Source organism: Streptomyces sp. NBC_01433, from assembly GCF_026340105.1.
Classification (GTDB): domain Bacteria; phylum Actinomycetota; class Actinomycetes; order Streptomycetales; family Streptomycetaceae; genus Streptomyces.
This window is the reverse complement of the sequence record NZ_JAPEPM010000001.1, coordinates 5413853-5435230: the sequence shown is the minus strand read 5'-3', so window position 1 is coordinate 5435230 and position 21378 is coordinate 5413853. Positions and strand designations below refer to the sequence as shown.

Sequence of the window (21378 nt, the reverse complement as noted above, 5' to 3'; positions counted from 1 at the left end):
TCCCCGGAGTGGTGCCGACCGGTGCGCGCGACGGGCTCCCGAGGACAGTGGCGTACGGGCCTGGCCTTATCGTGTGGGACATGAGCGACGCGACCCCCAGCACCGATTCCCCCGGTTCCCCCGGCTTCGACGACATGGCCCGCGACATCGCGGAGGTCCCCGCGGTCGAGGTGATCGTGACGGTCGCCGTCAACCTGATGAGCGCGGCCGCCGTCAAGCTCGGCCTGACCGAGGAGGGCGAGGAGCACAAGGACCTGGACGAGGCCCGCAAGCTGGTCCAGGCGCTCGCCGGACTGCTGGACGCGAGCACCACGGAGATCAGCACCTTCCACGCCTCTCCGCTGCGGGACGGCCTGAAGTCGCTCCAGCTGGCGTTCCGCGAGGCGTCCCTCGTACCGGACGAGCCCGGCCAGGGCCCCGGCGAGAAGTACACCGGCCCGGTCTACGGCTGACCGCCCTCCCCCGCACCCACCGCGCGAGCCCGCCGCCAGTGTCACTGGTGGCGGGCTCGCGCTTTCGGTCGGAGCCCCGGGGCCGGGTGTGCGCGCCGGGTTCAGGCCGTCCCGTCGAGCCGGGCGGGCTCCAGGGCCGGCACCGGATGGGTCAGCCGGTGCGCGAACGCCGCGATCACGCCGCCGACCAGCGGCGCCACGATGAACAGCCACAGCTGGGAGAGAGCCGCGCCGCCCGCGAACAGGGCCGGACCGAGCGAGCGGGCCGGGTTGACCGAGGTGCCGGTCAGCGGGATGCCCACCAGGTGGATCGCCGCGAGGGACAGCCCGATGGGCAGCCCGTCGAATCCGATGACCGCGACCTTGTGGGTCACCGCCAGCACCACGAAGACCAGCAGGAAGGTCAGCACCACCTCGGCGAGGAACGCTCCGCCCAGGTTGATGCCGACGGCCGACCGGTCGTCGTAGCCGTTGCTCCCGAACGCGCCGCTCGTCTTCAGCCCCGGAACCTGCTTGGCCAGCAGGAAGAGCAGTGCCGCACCCACGATGCCGCCGAGGAACTGGGCCACCCAGTACTCGACGGCCGTCCGGGGGTCGATCCTGCGGGCCACCAGCATGCCCAGCGTGACCGCCGGGTTCACATGGCAGCCGGAGATCGGCCCCAGCGCGTAGGCGAGCGCGAGCAGCGTGAAGCCGAACGCGAGGGCGATGCCCACCGTTCCGATGTACTCGACTCCGAGCACCGCCGATCCGACGGCGAAGAAGACCAGCAGCAGCGTTCCCAGGAATTCCGACACCACTGTCCGCGTCTGCATACAACCACCTCGCGAGATCTGGGACGATCAGTCGGTTTCATCCGATTTCTCGCTCATTCTCATGGTGCGAGGCGAGATGCGCGCGTTGAGGCGATCAGCGAGTGAACAGCGCTTCACCCGGAGTGGCCGTCCCGGCGGGCAGCAGCGCCAGATCGAGGCCGCGCACCAGCCTGGCTCGCAGCACCTCGCTGGCCGACAGGGCTTCGGCGAGGCGGCGGGCCGCCTCGGCGGGCACGGCGTCCGGGGCGAGGACGAGTGCCAGGGTGCCGTCGGCCCGGCCCGGCCCGAGGTGGGCGCGGATCACGGCGGGCTCGGCGGCCACGGTGTCCCGCACCGCCGCGACGACGGCCGGGTCCTGGAGCGGGTCCGTGCTGGTGCGGTTCTCGGCCAGCGCCAGCAGTGCCGGACCGGTCAGCTCGAACGCGACGGGCCCCGCGAGGTCCAGCACCACCGTGTCGGCCCTCTCGTGCGCGGCGGCCTGGAGTGCCTGGTGCAGGGGTACGGCGACGGGGCGTGCCTCGGGGTCCCAGCGGGCCAGCGACGCGGTCGAGGTGAAGGCGGGCAGCGCGCGCCGGTCACCGGCCTGGAGCGTGGGGACCGCCATGTCGCTGGTCTTCTCGCGGCGCAGCCCGTTCTCGTCCTCCTCGACCTCGCCGAGAACGGCGACCACCGGGACGAGCAGCCGGGCGGTCCGAAGTGCTTCGAGGACCGGATCCACCGCCGTACGGTCCGTCGACCAGGCGGCGAGCGCCGCTGTCAGTGCGGGATCGGCCGTGCCGTCGTCGTCGGAGAAACCGGGGTCCGGAATGTTCTTGAGCGCCACGGGACGAGCGTAGTCCCTGCGTCTTTCCACCCCGGCGACAGGTCGGGCACAGGCTGCTGCCAGGTGGCGCACCTGGCGTCCGCACCATGTCCCGACACGGAGCGCGCCGACGGTCCACACGGTGGTCCGCGCGGTCCGCCCCGGCCGCCGCGGTGGTGAAGGCCGTGGTGACGGCCGCGGTGCTGCCGGCCTGTTCGACCGCGGGGGGCGCGTATCCGGTGGGTCGCGCGCCGGATACCCCGCCCGGTGCCGTGCCTCCGTATCGTCCGCCCCACCGCCCGCTTCGCGTGGACCGGCGGCGGCGAGGGGCAAGGAGGCCGAGGTGGATCTCGACGCGGAGCTGGCCGGGGTGGTCGCGCCCCTGATCGGTGACGCCCGGCTGTCGGTCGCGGTGCTGGACACCGGCAGTGGGACGCGTGCGGTGTACGGGGACGGGGCGGCGTACGACACCGCGAGCATCGTCAAGGTGGACATCCTGGCGGCCCTGCTGCTGCGGGCCCAGGACGAGGGGCGTGAGCTGAGCGGTACCGAGCAGACGTACGCGGCCGCGATGATCGGGCGCAGCGACAACGCCTCGGCCACCAGGCTCTGGCGGGTGATCGGGGGTGCGGAGGGGCTCGACGCGGCGAACGTACGGCTCGGGCTGACCGGCACTGTGGCCGCGCGGGCCTGGGGGCTGACACAGACCACCGCGGCGGATCAGGTACGGCTGTTGCGGGCGGTGTTCGACGGGGACGGGGACTCCGTGCAGGAATCCGCCTGGGAATCCGTCCTCTCCCCGGCGTCCCAAGACTATGTGCGGCGGCTGATGGGGCGGGTCGAGGCGGACCAGCGGTGGGGGGTCTCCGCGGCGGGCGACGCGTGGGCGCTGAAGAACGGCTGGATGCCGCGCACCACGACGGGGCTCTGGGACATCAACAGCATCGGGCGGGTACGGGCCGGTGGGCGCTCCTACCTGGTGGCCGTGCTCTGTGACGGGCAGCCGACGAAGGAGGCCGGCATCACGCTGGTGGAGTCCGTCGCGAAGGCCGCGGTCGGGGTGGTCAGCGACGCCCGGTGAGCTTCCGGCCCCGCCACAGGACGACGGCCAGGGCCAGCAGGACGGCGCCGAGGCCGCCCGCCGCCGGGGCCGGCCAGTTCACCGGGGCATCGGCCTTGTCCGGCGGGGTGGGTCCCGGGCCGAAGTACTGCTTGCGGTATCCGGTCACGGCGGACTTGGCACCGAGGTCGGCCGGGCGCATCCGGGACCCCGTCTCGATGGCCTCGGCCGGGTCGACGATGCCGTAGCCGCGGGCGTCGTCGCGGCCGTTGGCCGGGGCGTTGCGGGCGGTGTCCGCGAGGAGCTTCTTGATCTGGGCGGGCGTGAGGCCGGGGTGGGCGGCGCGGACCAGGGCGACGGCTCCGGAGACGAAGGCCGAGGCCGCGGAGGTGCCCCACTCGATGTAGTACTTGCGGTCGGGGTTGGCGACGACGATGTCGACGCCGGGCGCGCTGACGGTGGCGTACCAGCGGCGGGTGGAGAACGAGGCGTGCGTGCCGTGCTTGTCCACGGCGGCGACCGCGATGACGCCGGGGTAGGCGGCGGGGTAGGAGACCCGGTCCCCCTTCTCGCCCCCGTTGCCCGCCGAGGCGATGACGGACACGCCCTTGGCCAGGGCGTACTGGATGGCGGCGTCCTCGCCCGGTTCGGGGTGGGCGGACTTGCTGTCGTCGCCGAGGGAGAGGTTGATGACGTCGGCGCCGTGGTCGGTGGCCCAGCGGATGCCGTCGGCGAGCGCGGTGCCGCGGGACTTGCGGGCCTTGGCGCGGGAGGGGTCGTTGGACTCCAGGATCACCCGGACCGGGAGGATCCTGGCCTCGGGAGCGATGCCGAGGATGCCGTCGCCCCGACCCGTGCCGCTGCCGCGGCCCGCGATGATCCCGGCCATCGCGGTGCCGTGCAGGGCCCAGGCCGCGTCGCCCCGCCCGGCGCCGAAGCCGATGAGGTCCTTGCCGGGGAGCACGCCGCCGGCCAGGTCGGGGTGGGTGTTGTCGACCCCGGTGTCGAGGACGGCGACGATGATGCCCCGGCCCTTGGTGGTCTGCCAGGCCCGGTCGGTGTGCAGGGCCCCCAGGCCCCACTGCTGGTCCCGGATGGCGTCCGCGTGGGCGGGGACGGCGGCGCTGAGCGCGAGGACGGTGGCGGCGCAGACCGCGGCGAGGGCACGGTGGCGTCGGCGGCGGTTCATTCCGGCTTCTCCGTGAGGTCGGTGACGGTCCTGCGCAGGCCGCGCTCCACCCGGTCGGCCACGCCCTCCGCCTCGTGGCCGAGCCCGGCCTGGGCGGCGGGCGTCGTCGCACCGGCGGCCATGGCCGCGGCGGCGGGCTGCGGGTCGGCGACGGTACGCCCGTCGGCGAAGCCGGAGACGGCGAACACGACGACCGGCACCTCGGTGAGTACGTGGACCGTCCAGCTGGCGCGCTGCGCGTCGCCGAACGCGGCGGCGACCGTCCCCTCGGCGGCGTACGTGCGCGGCATGAGGTCCTTGCGCGCGGCGAGACGCTGCTCGGTGAAGCGGCTGCTGAGCGCGCGCATGCCCTCTTCGGCCGCCTCGGTGAAGATCATTCCGACGGTGGTGACGCTGCTCCGCGTCGCGTCGGTGTAGGTGGCCCGCACCATGCGCTCGCAGCCGACCGGGCGGAGCGTCCGGAGGAGCAGCGGGTCGAGGCCCTCGGCACAGCCACTGTCGGCGGCGACCGCGACCCGCGTCCATACCCGGGCCGCGGCGCCGGGGCCCGCGCCGTCGCCCTTGAGGGTGCGTGGGAAGAGGGTGTCGACGGGGACGCTGTGCCAGACGGTCCGGCCCGTGGTGTACGCGCTGCGGGTGCCGGGTTCGGCCGAGGAGTCGCCGGTGAGCCAGGTGCCGGTGACCGCGCCGCCGATCAGCCCGAGACCGAGGACGACGCAGGCGGCGGCCGCCGTGGTCCGGCCCCGGTGCCGCGGCCGGACCGGGCGCAGCCGGGTGGTGGTCTCCACGGGCGTCTCGGGGAAGCCGTAGCGGTGCGGTGCCGGGTAGGAGCCGGGGTACGCGCCGGGGGGTGCGGAATGCGGTCCGGGGCGGGGCGCCGTACCGGGGAGGGGCGTGAGGTCCACCGCGCCGACGGGTCTGCGCCGGGTCGCGGGAGGCGGCGGCACGGCGGGGTGCGCGGCCGGTGGAGGCGGCGGGGTCCGCGGCGACTGTGTGGCCGACGGAGGCTGGGTCTGCGCGGCCGGCGGGAACTGCGGGCCGGTGGTCCCGGGCACGGATGGCGGTACGGGGCGCAGCCGGGCGGTCGTCTCGGCGGGGGTATGTCCGGCGGGCGGGCTCACGGCGGGGGTGGCCGGGCGCGGGGGCGCGGCGGGGGCCTGGCCGGTGGGCGCGGGGGGCGCGGCGGGGGTCGGCGCGGCGGGCGTGGGAGGGGTCTGGCGCGCGGGTGCGACGCGGGGCGGCGCGGGAGGGGCCTGGTGGTTCGGCGCGGTCGGCCGCGGCTGCGGGGCCGGTGCGCGAATCGGTTGCGGCTGCGGCTGCCGCTGCGGTTTGGGCGGGGCCGTTGTCTCCGCGGGTGCGGTAGGCGCGGTGGGGGGCGGTCCCGTGGGGTGGGGCGTCGGCGGGGTGGTCGGGCGGGGCGGCACGGGAGCGCGCTGCGCTTCGGTACTCATCCGGCCCGCCCCCTGGTTCACGTCCTCCGTACCGCCCGCGGATCAGCGTCACAGGCAGGCCCGTTGGTCTTCGCGTGCCCGTCACTCTACGGGCTGGGGGGCCGCTGAGGGGAACGGGCCGCCGCGGCCGGGGGATCTGCCCCGATCGTCCCCCTACCCAGCGGTACGGGTGTCTGGCAAGCTGCGGCCATGACTGCCCGCGCCGCTGACCGGACCCGTTACAACCGGGCCACCGCCCATCTCGACGCCCCGATCGCCGTGGTCGATCTGGAGGCCTTCGACGCCAACGCCGACGATCTCGTCGGCCGGGCCGCGGGGAAGCCGATCCGGGTGGCGAGCAAGTCGGTGCGCTGCCGGGCCCTGCTGGAACGGGTGCTCGCGCGTCCCGGGTTCGCCGGGATCATGTCGTTCACGATGGCGGAGTCGCTGTGGCTGGCGCGCGCCGGTTTCGAGGACGTGCTGCTGGCCTATCCGTCGGCCGACCGCGCCGCGTTCGCCGAACTGGCCGCCGACCCGAAGCTCGCCGCCGCGGTGACGGTGATGGTCGACGACCAGGCGCAGTTGGAGCTGATCGACGCGGCGCGGGCCGGTGGGCGTGAGGAGATCCGGGTCTGCCTGGAGCTGGACACCTCGCTGCGGCTGCTGGGCGGCCGGGTCAGGATCGGCGCGCTGCGCTCCCCGCTGCGCTCCCCCGTCCAACTGGCGGAGCTGGCCCGCTCGGTGGCCCGCAGGCCGGGATTCCGGCTGGTGGGCCTGATGGCGTACGAGGGCCACGTCGCCGGGGTCGGCGACTCGATCGCGGGACGTCCGCTGCGCTCCCGGGCGGTCCGGCTGATGCAGTCGGCGGCCCGCAAGGAGCTGGCGACCCGCCGGGCCGAGGTCGTGCGGGCTGTGCGGGCGGTGGCGCCGGACCTGGAATTCGTGAACGGCGGCGGTACGGGCAGCGTGCAGCACACCGCCGCCGAGCGCGCGGTGACGGAGATCGCGGCCGGGTCGGGGCTGTACGTTCCGCGGCTGTTCGACAACTACACGTCGTTCACCGGCCGTCCGGCGGCGCTGTTCGCGCAGCCCGTGGTGCGCAGGCCAGGGGTGGGCGTGGTGACGGTGCTGGGCGGCGGTTATCCGGCGTCCGGCGCGGCGGGTGCGGACCGGCTGCCCGTGCCGTATCTGCCGGAGGGGTTGCGCTACGACCCGCAGGAGGGCGCGGGCGAGGTGCAGACACCGCTGCTTGGCGCCCCGGCTGACGATCTCCTGATCGGCGACAAGGTGTGGTTCCGGCACGCCAAGGCCGGTGAACTGTGCGAGCGGTTCGACGAGTTGCACCTGATCGAGGGCGACCGGATCACGGCGACGGTACCGACGTACCGGGGCGAGGGCCGTACCTTCCTCTGACCGACGGCCCAGCAGCCTCCGGTACGGCCCCGGCTGCTCCAGCGGGATTCGGCACGACTCCGGCGCGGCCCCGTTGCGGCTCCGGAGGTTCGCGCGAGCGGTGTCAGGGCGCGACCGAGCTGCCCACTCCGCCGCTCGTCGCGCTGTCGCCCACCGGACGGATGCCCTGCGTGATCGTGTCCATGAGGGAGAGCGGCAGCTCCTCGCGGCCCGCGTCGAAGGCGAACCGGACGAGGACCGGTGTCTCGCTGCCCGCCGCCGAGGGGAAGGCCAGCGACTGCACCACGCCGCCGGGGCCCTTCCCGGTGGTGACCTGCCAGCGCACCAGGTAGCCCGTACGCCCGGCCACGCTCACCGACTCGGACTTCAGCACCTTGTGCGACACGATGCCGCCGTGGATGCGGTCGCCGACGATGTCCTCCTCGTACGCGTTGTCGGCGGCGGTCCCGATGTCCTGCTCGGCCAGCGCCTCGGGGGTGCTCGCGTCGGTACGGGCCGGGGTGCGGGTGGTGACCGTGCCGTGGTAGCAGAACGTGCCGGAGTCGCCGGGGCAGCGGTAGGAGAGGACGGTGCGCATGGTGGTCACGTCGTCGACGGTGCCGTCGGGCTTCTCCCAGCCCGCGGGAACGGGCAGGGTGATCCCGTTGAGCTGATCGGTGAGGACGGCCGGGTCGTCGGCCGGGAGTCGTCGGGGGCGGGGCCGCTCGGGGAGGCGGTGGCCGGGGCCGTGGGGGACGGGGCCGTGCCGCTGGGATCCGCACTCGGCCGCGTACCGCCGTCGTCCCTGCCCAGCAGCACGACACCGGTGACGGCGACACCGACGACCACCAGTGCGGACAGCGCGACCGCCAGGACCCGGCCGCGGGACGTGCCGCCGCGGGGCACGCCGCTGCCGGTGCGCTGCCGCGGAAGCGTGGGCGGCCCGAACGACGGTGCCGTGTCCGGCTGTCGCGGTTCGGGGTGCCCGGCAGCGAGCGGGCGGGTGTGCGCGGTCCAGGCCGTGCCGTCCCACCAGCGCTCGGTGCCGGGCGCACCCGTGTCCGGGTACCAGCCGGGCGGTGTCGCGAAGCTCATGCCCCCACCTTAGGGTCCGGTTCAGAGTCCGGGCCCGGGGCTGCCGCGGCCGTTAGAGCGGGGTCACATAGGCCCCGGAGATACCGCCGTCGACGAGGAAGTCGGTGGCGTTGACGAACGAGGAGTCGTCGCTCGCCAGGAAGGCGACGGCCGCCGCGATCTCGGTCGCCTCGGCGAACCGGCCGAGCGGGATGTGGACGAGCCTGCGGGCCGCGCGCTCCGGGTCCTTGGCGAACAGTTCCCGCAGCAGCGGGGTGTTGACCGGCCCCGGGCACAGGGCGTTGACCCGGATGCCCTCCCGGGCGAACTGCACCCCGAGTTCGCGGGACATGGCGAGGACACCGCCCTTGGACGCGGTGTACGAGATCTGGGACGTCGCCGCGCCCATCCTGGCCACGAAGGACGCGGTGTTGATGATCGAGCCGCGGCCCTGGCGGCGCATATAGGGCAGGGCGGCCTTGCAGCAGAGGTAGACGGAGGTGAGGTTGACGTCCTGGACGCGCTTCCACGCCTCCAGGCCGGTGGTGAGGATGGAGTCGTCGTCGGGCGGTGAGATGCCCGCGTTGTTGAACGCGATGTCGACGGAGCCGTAGGTGTCGTAGGCGGCCTTGAAGAGCGCCTCGACCTGTCCGGGGTCGGTGACATCGGCCTGGACGAAGGTACCTCCGGCCTCCTCGGCGGCGGCCGTGCCCGCTGCCGCGTCGATGTCGGCGCAGACGACGTGGGCGCCCTCGGACGCCAGCCTGCGGGCGGTGGCCAGGCCGATGCCGCTGCCGGCTCCGGTGATGACGGCGGTGCGGCCGACCAGGCGGCGGCAGATGTTCTCGGTGTCGGTGGTCATGCGGGTTCAGGCCTCCGTGCTGAGGAAGACGTTCTTGGTTTCGGTGAAGGCGGTGAGGGCGTCGGGGCCCAGTTCGCGGCCGAGCCCGGACTGTTTGTAGCCGCCGAACGGGGTCCAGTAACGGACGGCGGAGTGGGAGTTGACGGAGAGGTTCCCGGCCCGGACCGCCTGGGCGACGCGCAGGGCGCGGCCCACGTCGCGGGTCCAGAGGGAGCCCGCGAGGCCGTAGTCGGTGGCGTTCGCGAGCCGTACGGCGTCGGCCTCGTCCTCGAAGGGGAGAACCACCGCCACCGGCCCGAAGACCTCCTCGGTGGCGACGGGCGCGTCCGGGCGGACGTCGGTGAGGACGGTCGGCGGGAACCAGAATCCGGGGCCCTGGGGGGCGCTGCCGCGCAGGGCGGCCGCACCCTCGGGGACATAGCCGCGGACCCGTCGCAGGTGGGCGCGGGAGATCAGCGGTCCCATCGCGGTCTTCTCGTCGGTCGGGTCCCCGACGACGACCGAGGCCAGTGCGGGGGCGAGCAGTTCCAGGAACCGGTCGTACGCGGATCGCTCGACGAGGATGCGGGTGCGGGCGCAGCAGTCCTGCCCCGCGTTGTCCAGGAAGGACATGGGGGCGGCGGCCGCGGCGGCCTCGATGTCGGCGTCGGCGAAGACGATGTTGGGGCTCTTGCCGCCGAGTTCGAGGGTGAGCCGCTTCACGCGGTCGGCGCATTCGGCCATGATCCGTTTGCCGACGCGGGTGGAGCCTGTGAAGACGATCTTGGCGACGCCGGGGTGCGTGACCAGGGCGTTGCCCGTCACCTCGCCCGCCCCCGGCAGCACCTGGAAGAGGTCTTCGGGAAGACCCGCCTCCCGCCCGATCCGCGCCAGTCGCAGGGCGGTGAGCGGGGTCGTCTCGGCGGGTTTGAGGAGTACGGCGTTGCCCGCGGCGAGAGCGGGGGCGACGCCCCAGGCGGCGATCGGCATGGGGAAGTTCCACGGGGCGATCACCCCGATGACGCCGAGGGGTTCCAGAAGGGTGAAGTCGATTCCGCCGGGGACCGGGATCTGCCGGCCGCTGAGGCGTTCCACTCCCCCGGCGGCGAAGTCGAGCAGGTCGCGGACGTTGCCCGCCTCCCAGCGGGCGTTGCCGAGCGGGTGACCGGCCTCGGCCGTCTCCAGCCGGGCCAGGGGCTCGATCTCGGCGTCGACCGCTGCCGCGAAGCGGCGCAGCAGACGGGCCCGGTCGGCCGGGGCCAGGGCGGCCCAGGTGCGCTGGGCCGCCGCGGCGCGGGCCACGGCGGCGTCGACCTCGGCGGGGGTGGTGGCCGCGACGGTGGCGAGGTGTTCCTCGGTCGCCGGGTTGATCACGTCGTGGGCGTCGGGGTGCACGGGTCGGTCCGCGCTGACGGTGTCGCTGACATCGGCGGGGTGGTGGTCGGCGGTCACAGGGTGCCTCACAGGCGTTCGAAGGAGCGGCGGAGCTCCCAGTCGGTCACTGCGGCGTCGAAGGCTTCGAGTTCGACGCGTGCCATGTTGCGGTAGTGCCGCACGACCTCGTCGCCGAAGGCCGCACGGGCCACCTCGCTCCGTTCCCAGAGGCCGGCGGCTTCCCTGAGGGTGGTGGGCACCTGCTCGTACCCGGCGGTGTAGGCGTTGCCCTCGCACGCCTCGGGGAGTTCCAGTTTCTCTTCGACGCCGTGGAGTCCGGCGGCGATGAGACCGGCGACCGCGAGGTGCGGGTTGACGTCCCCGCCGGGCAGCCGGTTCTCGAAGCGCATCGAGCGGCCGTGGCCCACGACGCGCAGGGAACAGGTCCGGTTGTCGTGGCCCCAGGCGACCGCGGTCGGGGCGAAGGAGCCGGGCTGGAAGCGTTTGTAGGAGTTGATGTTCGGCGCGTGGAGGAGGGTGAAGTCGCGCAGGGCGGCGAGCTGTCCGGCGAGGAAGTGGCGCATCAGCGGGGACATGGCCCCGTCGTCGCCCGCCATGACGTTGCGGCCCTCGGCGTCCTGGAGCGAGAGGTGGATGTGGCAGGAGTTGCCCTCGCGCTCGTTGTACTTGGCCATGAAGGTGAGCGCGACACCTTCCTGCGCGGCGATCTCCTTGGAGCCCGTCTTGTAGACGGCGTGCTGGTCGCAGGTGACCAGGGCCTCGTCGTAGCGGAAGACGATCTCGTGCTGGCCGGGGTTGCACTCGCCCTTGGCCGACTCCACGGTGAGTCCGGCGGCGGCCATCTCGTTGCGGATGCGGCGCAGCAGGGGTTCGACGCGTCCGGTGCCGAGGACCGAATAGTCGATGTTGTACTGGTTGACCGGTGTCAGATCGCGGTAGTTGCGGTCCCATGCCTGTTCGTAGGTGTCCTTGAAGACGATGAATTCGAGTTCGGTGCCGACGTGGGCGGTGAGGCCGAGTGCGGCGAGCCGCTCCAGTTGGCGGCGCAGGATCTGACGGGGCGCGGCGACGACGGGCGATCCGTCCTCCCAGGCGAGGTCGGCAATGACCATGGCCGTCGCCTCGTTCCACGGAACCCGGCGCAGGGTGCTGAGGTCGGGGCGCATGGCGAAGTCGCCGTATCCGCGGTCCCAGGAGGACATCTCGAACCCGTCGACGGTGTTCATGTCGGTGTCCACGGCGAGCAGATAGTTGCAGCCCTCGGTGCCGTGTTCCATGACCTCGTCGAGGAAGAACCCGGCGGCGAAGCGCTTGCCCTGCAGCCTTCCCTGCATGTCGGGGAAGGCGAGGACGACGGTGTCGATCTCGCCGCTCGCGACGAGGACACGTAGTTCGTCGGTACCGAGCGGGGGTGTTCGCTCTGCCACGGGATACTCCTCCATCGGCCGGCCGGGAGCCTTAAGGTATGGGATGGAACCATTGAATGAAAGGGAAGCGGAACGTGATCGAGGAATCCGGTGAGAGACCGGCGACGGCCCGCCTGCGGCCCGTGCTGCGCCCCGTCCGCGCGGGCAACGGCTTCGAGGAGGCCCTGGCGCAGATACTCCAGGTGATCCGGCTCGGCCTGGTGGCCGGCGGCGAGCGGCTGCCGGCCGAGCGCGAGCTGGCCGAACTGCTCGGGATCAGCCGGGTCACCCTGCGCGAGGTCCTGAAGGTGCTCCAGGAGCAGGGCCTGGTGGAGAGCAGACGCGGGCGCTACGGCGGTACGTTCGTGGCGCCACGCACCGGCACGGCGGGCGAGGACGAGCTGCACCGCCGGGTGGCGGCGGTCGACATGGAGGACATCCTGCGCTTCCGCGAGGTGCTGGAGACCGGGGCCGCCGGACTCTGCGCCGCGCACGGGCTGACCGGCGAGGGCGCTGACCGGCTGCGTAGGGCACTGGCGGCGACACACGAGACACCTCTGCCCGACTACCGCAGGCACGACACCCTGTTTCACCTGACACTGGCCGAACTTTCCGGATCACCGACGCTCACCGGCCAGTACGCGGCGGTCCGGGCCACGGTGAACGACCTGCTGGACTGCATACCGCTGCTCGTGCGGAACCTGGAGCATTCCCAGCACCAGCACACGGCGCTCGTCGGGGCGGTGCTGGACGGGGACGAGGAGGCGGCCCGCGCGGTGATGCGCGAACACTGCGCGGGCACGGCGGCGCTGTTGCGCGGTTTCCTGTCCTGAGCGGACCGCGGCCCGCGGCCATTTGCACGAGGGCACCAGGGCCATAAGGTATGCGGTGACACCATTGACTTCGGCCCGCCCGCAGGCGGCCCACCGGAGGGAACGCACCGTGCCCGAACCCCTCGTCGGCATCACCACCTACCTGGAACCCGCGACCAGCTGGGGCGTCTGGGAACTGCCCGCCGCCCTCCTCCCCGCCGCGTACCCGCGGCTGGTCCAGCGGTCCGGCGGCCTGGCCGCGCTGCTCCCGCCGGACGCGCCGGAGCGGGCCGCCGCCGCCGTGGCCCGGCTGGACGCGCTCGTCGTCGCGGGCGGCGCCGATGTCGCGCCCGAGCTGTACGGGGCGGAGCTCGACCCCCGTACCGGTCCACCGGCCCGTGAGCGCGACGCCTGGGAGAAGGCCCTGCTCGACGCGGCGCTGGCGTCCGGCATCCCCGTGCTCGGGATCTGCCGGGGCATGCAACTGCTGAACGTGGCACTGGGCGGCACCCTGATCCAGCACATCGACGGGCACGCCGGTCCGCCCGGCACGACCGGGGTTCTCGGCGAGCACCTGGTGACGCCGGTGCCCGGTACCCGGTACGCGTCGGTGGTCGCCGAGGCGTCCGTCGTACCGACCTATCACCACCAGGCCGTCGACCGGCTCGCGCCGTCGCTGTCGGCCTCCGCCCACGCGGCGGACGGTACCGTCGAGGCGGTCGAACTCCCCGGGCCGCAGTGGGTGCTGGGCGTGCAGTGGCATCCGGAGATGGGCGACGACCCGCGGGTGATGCGGGCGCTGGTGGCGGCAGCGGCCACGGAGCGCGACCGGCGGACGGGCGAAGCCGCCCTGGTCCCGAACCTCGCCCCGGCCTGACGCGCTCGGAGGCGGAGCCAACGTTTGGTCAGGACGCCGGAGACCAAAGTTTGGCCAGGACTCGCGTGGGCCCGGACTCTCATCCCCGGACGCCCGTCCCGGCCCGACATCCCCGGACGCCCGTCCCGGCCCGAAGGTCTCAGACGCCTGACGGGCCGGAGTCGCGCGCCGTCAGGGACAGCAGGTCGCGGGCCGGTCCCGTGGGCCGGTGGCCGGAGGGCCATACGGCGCGCAGCTGACGACGGAGGCGTACGCCCTCGACCGGGATCTTCACCAGGCGGCGGGCCGACAGCTCCTCGCCCAGCGCCAGTTCGCTGAGCACACAGGGTCCGGCACCGCTCTCCGCCGCGCCCTTCACGGCGGTCGTCGAGGACAGCTCCAGCAGCGGCTGGGCCAGTCCGCCGTGAACGGCGAGCGCGGCGTCCAGGACCTGCCGGGTGCCGGAGCCGTGCTCCCGCAGGATCAGCGGGGTCGCGGCCAGCTCCCCGGGCAGCAGGGGCGTCCGACGGCGGGCCCAGGGATGGGAGGGGGCGACCACGACGACCAGGCGGTCGTGCGCGATCACCGTGCCGTCCAGGCCCTCCGGTATCGACAGGCCCTCCACGAAGCCCAGATCGGCCTCGCCGGTGAGGAGCCGCCGGGCGACCGCCGCCGAATTGCCCGCGAGCAGCGACACGGCGGTGTCCGGCCGCTGGGCGCGCAGCGCGATGAGCCAGCCCGGCAGCAGGTACTCCGCGATCGTCATGCTCGCCGCGACCCGCAGCCGCGAGTCGCGCCGGTCGCGCAGCGCCTGGGCGCCCGCGTCGAACGCCTCGGCGGCCTCGATGATCCTGCGCGCCCAGTCGGTGACCAGGGCGCCCGCGTCGGTGAGCCGGGAGCCGCGCGGGGATCGGTCCAGGAGGGCGACGCCGAGCTGCCGCTCCATCGACCGGATGCGGCTGGACGCGGCGGGCTGGGTGACGCCGACGTCACGGGCCGCCCGCCCGAGACTGCCGTGCCGGGCCACGGCGAGCAGCAGCTCCAGCGCCCCGAGGTCGGGGACCCGGTGGGACAGGGGCACATGTTCGTCGCTGGGCATAAAGCCAGCTTATGACCTCATAGAGACGGACTCCCTGGTGGGGGACGGTGCCGCCGCCAAGAATCGTGGCATGGCCATCTTTCCGCAGACCCAGCCCCGGACCGAGCCGCAGTCCCCGCCGTCCTTCGTCTCCCGCCCGGCCGCTCTCCGGCTGCCGTCGCTGCGGCACATCGGCCCCAATTGGTACGCCTCCGTCATGGGTACCGCGATCGTCGCGAGCGCGGGTGTCGCGCTCCCCGTGCACCTGCCGGGTCTGCGCGCGCTGTGCACCGTCGTGTGGGCGCTCTCCGCGCTTCTGCTCGTCGCCGTCCTCGCGGCCCGCACCGGGCACTGGGTCTTCCACCGCGACCAGGCCCGCGCCCATCTCCTGGACCCGGCCGTCGCCCCGTTCTACGGCTGTCTGTCCATGGCGCTGCTCGCCGTCGGTGGCGGCACCATGGTGGTCGGCAAGGACGTCATCGGGCAGCAGGCCGCGCTCGCGGTCAACACGGTGCTGTTCGTCGCGGGCACGCTGGTCGGGCTCGTCGCCGCCGTCGCCGTCCCGTATCTGATGGTCGTACGCCACCGTCTCGAACCCGGCACCGCCTCACCCGTCTGGCTGCTGCCGCTGGTGGCGCCGATGGTCTCCGCGTCGCTCGGCGCGCTGCTGGTGCCCGAACTGCCCGCGGGGCAGTGGCGTGGGGCGCTGCTGATGGCCTGCTACGGGATGTTCGGTCTGTCCCTGCTGGCGACGCTGGTCGTGCTGCCGGTCGTCTTCGCCCGGCTGGTGCACCAGGGTCCGCTGCCGCTCGCGCTGACGCCGACGCTGTTCCTGGTATTGGGTCCGCTGGGCCAGTCGACGACCGCGGTCAATCAGCTGGCCGATGTGGCGCCGGGGGCGGTCGCGGCCCCGTACGCCTCCGCCTTCGGTGCGTTCGCCGTGCTGTACGGGGTGCCGGTGATGGGGTTCGCGCTGCTGTGGCTGGCGCTGGCCGTCGCGATGGTGGTCCGGGCGGTGCGGAGCGGCATGACGTTCACGATGACGTGGTGGGGTTTCACCTTCCCGGTCGGTACGTGCGTGACCGGCGTCGCCGGACTGGCCCGGCACACCGGGCTCGATGTGTTCACCTGGCCGGCCGTCGCGCTGTACGTGTTCCTGGTGGCGGCCTGGGCCGTGGCCGGGACACGCACGCTGCGCGGACTGGTCAGCGGAGCGCTGCTCGCAGCGCCGAAGCCGCCTCTGCCAGTGACGGCCCGTACCACGTGAGGTGGCGCCCGTCGACGAGTGCGGCGGGCAGCGCGGGGAACGCCTCGGGCCCGTCGTCGGCGGTGAAGCGGTACGGCTCGTCGGGCAGCACGACCAGTTCGGCTCCGGCCGCGTTCAGCTCGGCGAGCGGGATACGGGGATAGCGCTCGGCATGGTCCGCGTAGACATTGCGCACCCCGAGGCGGGCCAGCAGATCACCGGCGAACGTGTCGCGGCCCAGCACCATCCACGGTCTGCGCCAGACGGGCACGATCGCGGGGCGCGGAGTGCCCGGCGGTGGGAGTGCCGCCCAGGCGGCCTCGGCCTCGTCCAGCCAGCGGGGCCGGGCGAGGCCGCATCCGGTGACCAGGACGCGTTCCAGTTCGGCGAAGGCCGCGTCGAGGGTACGGATCTCGGTGGCCATGACGTCGAGTCCGGCCTCCCGCAGGGCGGCGAGGTCCGGTGCGCGGTTCTCCTCCTCGTTGGCGATGACCAGGTCGGGACGCAGCGCGACGACGGCCGCCACGTCGGGGTTCTTCGTGCCGCCGATCCGGGCGGCGGCGAGGTCCGGCGGGTGGGTGCACCAGTCGGTGACCCCGGCCAGCAGCCCGGGTGCGGTGACGGCGACGGCCTCGGTGAGCGAGGGGACCAGGGAGACGACACGCACGGGCGGGGCCTTTCGGGGACGTACGGCGGCTGCGGAGACGGCGCGCGGACTCGCGGCCCGCCGCAGGTTCGCAGTGGCCGGGGCCCCTGCGTCAACGGCCCGAGGCGGCCTTCGGGCAGCGGCCCGAGGCGGCCTTCGGGCAGCGGCCTGAGGCGGCCTGACGCAGTCAGCGGCGGGCAGCAGCGGCAGCGGCCTGAGGCGGTCAGCGGCGGGAGTCGTACGTGGCGTCGATGTTCTCGGCCACCGCGACGAACAGGAGCCGGGTGTCCGGCACGGTGGCGCGCCAGCGGTGCCGGACACCGCCGGACAGGAAGAGCGTGTCGCCGCGCTCCAGCCGGTACGCCTGCCCCTCGGCCTCCACCTCGGCGGCGCCCTCGACGACGTACATCACCTCGTCGTTCCGGTGCTGGAACTCGCGCCCGAGGTCCTGCTCACCGGTGAACTCCAGGGCGCTGAGCTGGTGGCGGCCGCGCACCACGCGGCGTACCCCGTCGCCCTCCCCCGCCCGCACGACGTCCACCGAGCGTGCCGAGTCGGCGGCGGCGCGCAGCCGCGCGGTCGTGGTCTCCAGCGCCTCGGCGACGCGGTCCAGGGACCGGGCACTGGGGCGGGCGCGCTCGTTCTCGATCTGGCTCAGGAAAGGCACGGACAGTCCGCTGCGCGCGGCGACCGAGGCCAGCGTGAGCCCCAGGGTTCTGCGCCGTCGGCGGACCGCGGCACCTACCCGCGGTGCTTCCTTCTCGTCCATGTCCGGGCTCCCTCCCGCCTGGCCATCCTCCCGGTTGCCAGCACACTACGCACATCGTTTGCCGAGATGGAGCACGGGCGAAGAAGCGGGAAACCTCCCCAGCGCATCCTTTCGGCCATGCCGAAGGGGACGGCCCCGGTGCGACACCGGGACCGTCCCCTCGTTGACGAGGCGCCGAAATCAGCTGCCGACGGGCGTCAGCTTCTCCACCACGTCGGGGTTGGCGTCCATCCAGCGGCGGGCGGACTCCTTCTCCTTGCCCGCGCCACCCTTCTGGATCTCCACCTCCAGCGAGGCCAGCTGCTCCTCACTGAGCTTGAAGTCCTTCAGCCAGCCGGTCAGCTCCGGGAAGTCCTTCGCGAAGTCCTTCTTGGCGACCGTGTGGATCTCCTCGCCCTTGCCCCAGGCGCCCTTGGGGTCCTTGAGCTTCTTCAGGTCGTGCTTGCCGTAGGCCCAGTGCGGCGACCACAGGGTCACCACGACCGGCTCCTTCTTCTTGATCGAGCGGTTCAGCTCGGCCAGCATCGAGGACGTGCTGGAGGAGACGACCTTGTACTCGCCCTCCAGGCCGTACTCCTTGAGCACCTTCTCGTTCAGGGTGCCCATCATCCCGGCGCTCGACTCGATGCCGATGATCTTGCCGTTGAACTTCTTGCCCTGGCCCTTGAGGTCATCGAGCGAGTCGATGCCCTTGACGTACGACGGAACGGTCAGCTCCAGCGACGTCGGCCCGTACCACGAACCGAGATCGGTGAGGTTGTCCTTGTACTTGTCCCAGTAGACCTTGTGCGTCGTCGGCAGCCAGGAGTCGAACTGGACGTCCATCTGGCCCTGCGCGAGCCCCGTGTAGAGCGGTCCGGGATCGAGCTGCTTGACGGTCGTCCGGTAGCCGCGGTCCTCCAGCATGTTCTGCCACAGGTACGTGCTGGCGATGGCCTCGTCCCACGGGAAGTAACCCATGTTGACGGTCTTGCCCGCGTCCTTGCCCTGCTGCTGGGCGCCACCGGCGCCCTTGGGCAGCGGGGCGAGCTTGTCGACGAGGCCGGGGGACTTCTTCAGCCAGGCGCGTACGCCGTCCTGCTCCTTGCCCTGACCGGCGCTCTGGATCTCGTTCTCCAGGCTGGTGAGCTGCTCCTCGGTGAGCTTGAACTTCTTCAGCCACTCGGCGACCGGAGGTGCCTTCTTGGCGAAGCCCTTGTGGGCGACGGTGTGTACGTTCTCGCCCTTGCCCCAGGCACCCTTGGGGTCCTTGAGCTTCTTCAGGTCGTGCTTGCCGTAGGCCCAGTGCGGCGACCACAGGGTCACCACGACCGGCTCCTTCTTCTTGATGGAGGCGTTCAGCTCGGCCAGCATCGAGGACGTGCTGGAGGAGACGACCTTGTACTCGCCCTCCAGGCCGTACTCCTTGAGCACCTTCTTGTTGAGGGTGCCCATCATTCCGGCACTGGCCTCGATGCCGATGATCTTGCCGTTGAACTTCTTGCCCTGGCCCTTGAGGTCATCGAGCGAGTCGATGCCCTTGACGTACGAGGGAACGGTCAGCTCCAGCGAGGTCGGCCCGTACCAGGAACCGAGGTCGTCGATCTTGGAGCTGTACTTGTCCCAGTAGTCCTTGTGGGTGGTCGGCAGCCAGGAGTCCGTCTGGAAGTCGATGTCCCCGCGGGCGACGCCGGAGTAGAGCGGACCGGCGTCGAGCTGCTTGATGCCGGTCGTGTAGCCGCGCTGCTCCAGGAGCTCCTTCCAGAGGAAGGTGGAGGCGATGCCCTCGTCCCAGGGGATGTAGCCCAGGTTGATCTTCTGGCCCTTGCCGACGTCCGTGCTGTCGCCCGCCTCGGCGCTCTTGCCGTCGTCCGAGCCGGCAATGTTGAGCCCGCCGGCGATCAGGGCGAGGACGACCACACCGATCATCGCGACCGCGGTGCCCGGCTTGTAGTGGGTGACCTTGAGGCCACGCGCCCCGGACGCGATCTTGGCCGCCGCGCGGCGGCCGAGCGGGGAGACCCGCTCGTTGAGCGCCCCGGTCATCCGGTCCAGGTACATGGCGAGGATGACGACGGCGATACCGCTCTCGGCGGCGAGACCGACCTGGAGCTGGGTGATCGCGGCGTACACCTTCTCGCCGAGACCGCCCGCGCCCGCCATGCCGCCGATGACCACCATCGACAGCGCGAGCATGATGACCTGGTTGATACCGGCCATGATCGTCGGCAGGGCGAGCGGCAGCTGGACCCGGGTCAGGGTGTCGCGGGGTGTGGTGCCGAACGCCTCGGCCGCCTCGACCAGCTCGCTGTCCACCTGGCGGATGCCGAGTTCGGTCATCCGGACGCCGGGGGGCATCGCGAACACGATGGTGGCGATGACGCCGGGGGTGACGCCGACGCCGAAGAACATGACGCCGGGGATCAGGTAGACGAAGGCCGGCATCGTCTGCATGACGTCGAGCACCGGCCTGAGCGCGGCACTGACCTTGTTGTTCCGCGCGGCCCAGATGCCCGTGGGCACCGCGATCACAATGGTGATCACGGCTGCCACGACGACCAGCGAGAGCGTGGTCATGGCCTCGTCCCACAGGGCGAGGGAGTCGATCAGGGCGAAGCCGGCGAAGGTGAGAACGGCCGGAACCGCGCCGCGCAGCCAGAACGCGATGACGGCGAAGATCGCGGCCATCAGCAGCGGCTCACCACCGCCGAGGACGGCGTTGACGCCGTCGTACATCCCGCCGAGCACGGCCTTGATGGCGTCGAAGATCCAGGTGAGGTTCGACTGGAGCCAGTCGACCGCGTCCTCGACCCATTCGCCGAAGGTGAACCTAGGCACCGGCGGTCACCTTCCTGACGTCGGACCGGGACGGGCTCACGGGCTCGACCCGCGGTTCCTCGCCGAGTGCGGCGAGCAGACGCGCGCGCGGCACGACACCGATCACCTGGCCCCGGTCGCCGGTGACGGCCACGGCCACACCACTGGTGGAGCAGGGCGTGAAGAGCTCGGCGATCGGCGTCCCGGCGGACACGGTCGCGGGCGCCTCGGCCAGCAGGTCCTTGTCCGAGCGGCCCTTCTCGGGCTGCTCCATGATCGAACCGGCGGTGAGCACCCTGGAGCGGTCGACGTCCTGGATGAACGACGCGACGTAGTCGTTGGCCGGACGGACCAGGATGTCCTCGGCGGTGCCCTGCTGGACTATCCGCCCGTCACGCATCACGGCGATCCGGTCACCGAGGCGCATGGCCTCGTTGAGGTCGTGGGTGATGAAGACGATGGTCTTCTTGAGCCGCTTCTGCAGTTCGAGCAGCTGGTCCTGCATGTCGCGGCGGATCAGCGGGTCCAGCGCGCTGAAGGACTCGTCCATCAGCAGCAGGTCGGCGTCGGTGGCCAGCGCGCGGGCCAGGCCCACGCGCTGCTGCATTCCGCCGGAAAGTTCGTCGGGCCAGGACTTCTCCCAGCCGGCCAGACCGGTCAGCTCCAGTGCCTGGGCGGCGCGCTGCTCACGCTCGGCGCGCGGCACACCCTGCACTTCGAGGCCGTAGGCGGCGTTCTCCAGGACGCTCCGGTGGGGGAAGAGCGCAAAGTGCTGGAACACCATGCTGATCTTGGAGGAGCGGACGTGGCGCAGTTCACGGGGGCTCAGGGCGGTCAGGTCCTGGCCGTCGAACAGCACGCGTCCGGCCGTGGCGTCGAGCAGTCCGTTGAGCATCCGCAGCAAGGTGGACTTGCCGGAACCCGAGAGACCCATCACGACGAAGATCTGGCCGGGTTCCACCGTGAACGAGGCATCGATCACCGCTGCGGTCGTTCCGTCGGCGCGCAGCTCGTCGCGGCCGGTGCCGTTTTCGAGTTTCCGCACGGCTTGATCGGGTCGTCTGCCGAACACTTTGTACAAGTGGTCGGCTTGCAGCCTTGACACATACACCTCACGCGTTGAACCGAAAACGGTCTGCCACCCCCTCCGGCAGACCGTGGAGCGGTGCGGATTCGGTCCGCATTGCACGCGCATTAGTTGAAAATGCGACGTGGTCCGCTCCGCTGGCGCGCCTGCCCGTACTTACGCACACCAAACATAAGAGTGATTCAGCTCACCTCTGAGCCGGTGTCAGTGGTGTGCGGCATCATCGGGGGTG

Annotated in this window: 17 protein-coding genes and 2 pseudogenes; 6 read left to right on the top strand and 13 right to left on the bottom strand. The window is 72.4% G+C overall.

Annotation, left to right across the window (positions count from 1 at the left end; translation table 11 throughout):
- Positions 1-80 precede the first annotated feature (80 nt).
- Positions 81-452, top strand: a complete 372-nt coding sequence (locus OG413_RS24480; protein WP_266808795.1) for a DUF1844 domain-containing protein — start codon at positions 81-83, stop codon at positions 450-452.
- A 101-nt stretch (positions 453-553) separates the two neighbouring features.
- Here OG413_RS24480 and OG413_RS24475 read toward each other — a convergent pair whose 3' ends face one another.
- Together OG413_RS24475 and OG413_RS24470 are read right to left on the bottom strand one after the other, a co-directional pair.
- Entirely contained in the window at positions 554-1267 is a 714-nt protein-coding gene (locus OG413_RS24475) for an MIP family channel protein (protein ID WP_266808794.1), read from the bottom strand.
- Positions 1268-1361: 94 nt separating this feature from the next.
- Positions 1362-2090, bottom strand: a complete 729-nt coding sequence (locus OG413_RS24470; RefSeq protein ID WP_266808792.1) for an SseB family protein — start codon at positions 2088-2090, stop codon at positions 1362-1364.
- Positions 2091-2254: 164 nt separating this feature from the next.
- Here OG413_RS24470 and OG413_RS24465 point away from each other — a divergent pair.
- Positions 2255-3150 (top strand): annotated as a pseudogene (locus OG413_RS24465) (serine hydrolase).
- Here OG413_RS24465 and mycP read toward each other — a convergent pair.
- Both mycP and OG413_RS24455 read right to left on the bottom strand, forming a co-directional pair.
- On the bottom strand, positions 3134-4318 hold the full coding sequence (gene mycP, locus OG413_RS24460) for a type VII secretion-associated serine protease mycosin (RefSeq protein WP_266808790.1): 1185 nt from the start codon (positions 4316-4318) through the stop codon (positions 3134-3136). The pseudogene OG413_RS24465 and the gene mycP sit on opposite strands and share 17 nt — an antisense overlap.
- Positions 4315-5223 (bottom strand): hypothetical protein, encoded by a 909-nt coding sequence (locus tag OG413_RS24455; protein WP_266808788.1) that lies wholly within the window; start codon positions 5221-5223, stop codon positions 4315-4317. Before OG413_RS24455 ends, mycP begins: the two co-directional genes overlap by 4 nt.
- 735 nt (positions 5224-5958) lie before the next feature.
- On the opposite strand from OG413_RS24455, the gene OG413_RS24450 reads away from it, so the two are divergent.
- Positions 5959-7161, top strand: a complete 1203-nt coding sequence (locus OG413_RS24450; RefSeq protein WP_266808787.1) for an amino acid deaminase/aldolase — start codon at positions 5959-5961, stop codon at positions 7159-7161.
- 103 nt (positions 7162-7264) lie between these two features.
- Here OG413_RS24450 and OG413_RS24445 read toward each other — a convergent pair.
- The 4 genes and pseudogenes from OG413_RS24445 to OG413_RS24430 form a co-directional block, all read right to left on the bottom strand.
- Positions 7265-8235, bottom strand: a pseudogene (locus tag OG413_RS24445) (DUF2510 domain-containing protein).
- Positions 8236-8287: 52 nt separating this feature from the next.
- A complete protein-coding gene (locus OG413_RS24440) occupies positions 8288-9076 on the bottom strand; it encodes a 3-oxoacyl-ACP reductase (RefSeq protein WP_266808785.1) in 789 nt (262 codons plus the stop codon).
- A 6-nt stretch (positions 9077-9082) separates the two neighbouring features.
- Positions 9083-10450 (bottom strand): aldehyde dehydrogenase, encoded by a 1368-nt coding sequence (locus OG413_RS24435; RefSeq protein WP_266810341.1) that lies wholly within the window; start codon positions 10448-10450, stop codon positions 9083-9085.
- Between the two features lie 65 nt (positions 10451-10515).
- Entirely contained in the window at positions 10516-11877 is a 1362-nt protein-coding gene (locus OG413_RS24430) for a glutamine synthetase family protein (protein ID WP_266808783.1), read from the bottom strand.
- 74 nt (positions 11878-11951) lie between these two features.
- Between OG413_RS24430 and OG413_RS24425 the strand changes: the two genes are divergently transcribed.
- Together OG413_RS24425 and OG413_RS24420 are read left to right on the top strand one after the other, a co-directional pair.
- Positions 11952-12689, top strand: coding sequence for a FadR/GntR family transcriptional regulator (locus OG413_RS24425; RefSeq protein WP_266808782.1), 738 nt, complete (start codon positions 11952-11954; stop codon positions 12687-12689).
- Positions 12690-12798: 109 nt separating this feature from the next.
- Entirely contained in the window at positions 12799-13545 is a 747-nt protein-coding gene (locus OG413_RS24420; protein WP_266808781.1) for a gamma-glutamyl-gamma-aminobutyrate hydrolase family protein, read from the top strand.
- Positions 13546-13684: 139 nt separating this feature from the next.
- On the opposite strand, the gene OG413_RS24415 is transcribed toward OG413_RS24420, so the two are convergent.
- Positions 13685-14623 carry a LysR family transcriptional regulator gene (locus OG413_RS24415; protein ID WP_266808780.1) on the bottom strand — a complete coding sequence of 313 codons (939 nt, stop codon included), beginning with the start codon at positions 14621-14623 and terminating at the stop codon, positions 13685-13687.
- A gap of 70 nt (positions 14624-14693) precedes the next feature.
- On the opposite strand from OG413_RS24415, the gene OG413_RS24410 reads away from it, so the two are divergent.
- Entirely contained in the window at positions 14694-15869 is a 1176-nt protein-coding gene (locus OG413_RS24410; RefSeq protein ID WP_266808778.1) for a TDT family transporter, read from the top strand.
- Here OG413_RS24410 and OG413_RS24405 read toward each other — a convergent pair.
- The 4 genes from OG413_RS24405 to OG413_RS24390 form a co-directional block, all read right to left on the bottom strand.
- Positions 15808-16515, bottom strand: a complete 708-nt coding sequence (locus OG413_RS24405) for a helical backbone metal receptor (RefSeq protein WP_266808776.1) — start codon at positions 16513-16515, stop codon at positions 15808-15810. The two genes, OG413_RS24410 and OG413_RS24405, sit on opposite strands and share 62 nt — an antisense overlap.
- Positions 16516-16717: 202 nt before the next feature.
- On the bottom strand, positions 16718-17263 hold the full coding sequence (locus tag OG413_RS24400; RefSeq protein ID WP_266808775.1) for a helix-turn-helix domain-containing protein: 546 nt from the start codon (positions 17261-17263) through the stop codon (positions 16718-16720).
- Positions 17264-17443: 180 nt separating this feature from the next.
- Entirely contained in the window at positions 17444-20080 is a 2637-nt protein-coding gene (locus tag OG413_RS24395) for an ABC transporter permease/substrate binding protein (protein WP_266808773.1), read from the bottom strand.
- Positions 20073-21164, bottom strand: coding sequence for a glycine betaine/L-proline ABC transporter ATP-binding protein (locus tag OG413_RS24390; RefSeq protein WP_266808771.1), 1092 nt, complete (start codon positions 21162-21164; stop codon positions 20073-20075). Before OG413_RS24390 ends, OG413_RS24395 begins: the two co-directional genes overlap by 8 nt.
- Positions 21165-21378 lie beyond the last annotated feature (214 nt).

What these genes read in the sequence shown, in the direction of transcription:
- OG413_RS24480 (WP_266808795.1), top strand. Translation starts at nt 81, where the DNA reads ATGAGCGACGCGACCCCCAGCACCGATTCCCCCGGTTCCCCCGGCTTC.
- OG413_RS24475 (WP_266808794.1), bottom strand. Translation starts at nt 1,267, where the DNA reads ATGCAGACGCGGACAGTGGTGTCGGAATTCCTGGGAACGCTGCTGCTG.
- mycP (WP_266808790.1), bottom strand. Translation starts at nt 4,318, where the DNA reads ATGAACCGCCGCCGACGCCACCGTGCCCTCGCCGCGGTCTGCGCCGCC.
- OG413_RS24450 (WP_266808787.1), top strand. Translation starts at nt 5,959, where the DNA reads ATGACTGCCCGCGCCGCTGACCGGACCCGTTACAACCGGGCCACCGCC.
- OG413_RS24440 (WP_266808785.1), bottom strand. Translation starts at nt 9,076, where the DNA reads ATGACCACCGACACCGAGAACATCTGCCGCCGCCTGGTCGGCCGCACC.
- OG413_RS24415 (WP_266808780.1), bottom strand. Translation starts at nt 14,623, where the DNA reads ATGCCCAGCGACGAACATGTGCCCCTGTCCCACCGGGTCCCCGACCTC.
- OG413_RS24410 (WP_266808778.1), top strand. Translation starts at nt 14,694, where the DNA reads ATGGCCATCTTTCCGCAGACCCAGCCCCGGACCGAGCCGCAGTCCCCG.
- OG413_RS24400 (WP_266808775.1), bottom strand. Translation starts at nt 17,263, where the DNA reads ATGGACGAGAAGGAAGCACCGCGGGTAGGTGCCGCGGTCCGCCGACGG.